Annotated in this window: 1 protein-coding gene; it reads left to right on the plus strand. The window is 38.2% G+C overall.

Annotation, left to right across the window (positions count from 1 at the left end; translation table 11 throughout):
• Positions 1 to 311 precede the first annotated feature (311 nt).
• Positions 312 to 1,348 (plus strand): MFS transporter (locus CXF78_RS00695; RefSeq protein ID WP_257984786.1); only part of this gene is annotated, 1,037 nt, incomplete at its 3' end.

A 1,348-nucleotide genomic window follows, 5' to 3' on the forward strand; every position in this document is an offset into this window, starting at 1 on the left:
TGCTGATTATTGATCAATGACATCATTTCACTATTCAATTTCGTTTATTTTTCGTACTCATCGATTAGAGTTTTTCATTTTTTGTTTATCTGTATTTCAAGCCTATACATAGCGCTATAATTGAATCAAAAAAACGGCCTACAGCGCGACTTAAAATTGATAAAAATCTAAAGTAATTAACGATTAGTTTATCGATTCAAGGAATCTTGATCGCAAGTGATTTATTGTTTCTTTGATGACTTAAAGGTCAAGCTAGGTATAAAGACTTATCGGACACATCACGAGGTTGATAATTTAACACTATGCGGCATATGAACAACAACATCATTTATCTCGGGTGGGTCAGTTTTTTTACTGATTTCGCTTCGTCTATGGTCACAACTCTAGTGCCTTTATATGTTGTTTATATCCTCAACGAAGGCGTCGACAAACTGGGCATTATTATCGCAGCGGCAAGCTTTATCTCTTATTTTTTCAGAATATTGTTTGGTTACCTAAGTGACCGTTTTACGCTAGTCAAACCTTTGGTCGTAAGCGGTTATTTAATCTCCGCACTTACCAAGCCAATGTTGGCATTGACGCAGGGTTACATAGGAGTAGCAATAATCCGTGGCGTGGAACGTGCGGGCAAAGCTGTCCGCAGCGCCCCCAAAGATGCATTAATCAGCGCCTACAGTGAAACGAATTACTCTGGCAAAACCTTTGGCTTTCACAAAACAATGGATATAGCTGGTGAGCTTGGCGGCGCTATCTGTATTTTCCTCATCCTCACGTGGTTTACACTGGATAAAGACAGCATTCGGCTAATATTCGCCGCCACGTTGATCCCTGGTCTCATTGCTAGCGCCATCGCGTTATTTTTGGTTAAAGATATTCCTACTTCAATTCAAGCCAAAAATGAAAAACGCAAAGCGGTAATCAACCAACAAGACATGCGCTTATTGCCTTTGATTATCATTTACTTTATTTCACTATTTTTTATCTTGAGTGATCAGTTTCTGATCATTAAAGTTAAACAAGCGGGTTATTCTGTTTCCATTATTCCTTTATTTATCATTATCCTGACGCTAACCCAAACCTTATTCAGTTATTATAGTGGTGTAATAACGGACAAAATTGGCAACCATAAAATGCTGTTAATTGCCTTTGTATTCGGCACCCTATCTCTCCTAGCCTTATGGCAAGAATATTTATGGCTGTGTTTTATTTTATTGGGAATGTTTACGGTTATGTCACTTAACGCAATCAGAGCCTACATATCTCAATATGCTATTAGCAAAGCTTTCGTTTATGGCATCTTCTATGGTGGTATTGCATTAACTAGCTCGCTCGGAGCTATTATTGTTGG

Origin of the sequence: Shewanella sp. 11B5 (genome assembly GCF_002836795.1) — a bacterium.
In the GTDB taxonomy this organism is placed as follows: domain Bacteria; phylum Pseudomonadota; class Gammaproteobacteria; order Enterobacterales; family Shewanellaceae; genus Shewanella; species Shewanella frigidimarina.